This is a genomic window from Paenibacillus campinasensis, assembly GCF_002272015.1.
Taxonomy (GTDB): Bacteria; Bacillota; Bacilli; order Paenibacillales; family Paenibacillaceae; genus Paenibacillus_AQ; species Paenibacillus_AQ campinasensis.
This window is the reverse complement of sequence record NZ_NPBY01000143.1, coordinates 1-473: the sequence shown is the minus strand read 5'-3', so window position 1 is coordinate 473 and position 473 is coordinate 1. Positions and strand designations below refer to the sequence as shown.

At 30.2% G+C, this 473-nt stretch carries 1 protein-coding gene; it reads right to left on the bottom strand.

Annotation, left to right across the window (positions count from 1 at the left end):
* On the bottom strand, positions 1 to 473 hold a 473-nt coding region (locus CHH67_RS26425), incomplete at both ends, for a hypothetical protein (RefSeq protein ID WP_179292228.1).

The window sequence follows — 473 nt, the reverse complement described above, 5'->3', positions numbered from 1 at the left end:
TTCTGTGAAAATCTTTGGATACATATGAGGATAACCATTGGGTGAAAATACTTTAACAATTTTCGTTTTGAAATTGTCAGTAAAACAAGGTATGTAGGTACAATAAGGAATAATATTAAGATCGTATGAAATCGCCTCTATAGATTTAGAGAAATCAACCTCGCATCTTTTTTTATTATAAACTCCCTCATCTATTTCATTTCCATGCTCCCATAAAAAGTGGTATTCATTAACGAATTGTTCAATTGAGATATTTCTATAATAATCCATGTATAACTCATTGTTCTGAGAGATACGACTTGAAACCTCATTGATATAATTCTTTGTCCAACTGTCAGCAAAAGTTTGAAAGGTTTCTTCCAAAGCATTTTCAATTGCTGTTTCTAAATCAAAATTTGCGCTTAACCCTAAGGCTTTATGTACTTCTCCATAACCAATTATAAAAATTGTATGTATTTCTGAATGTAGTGAAA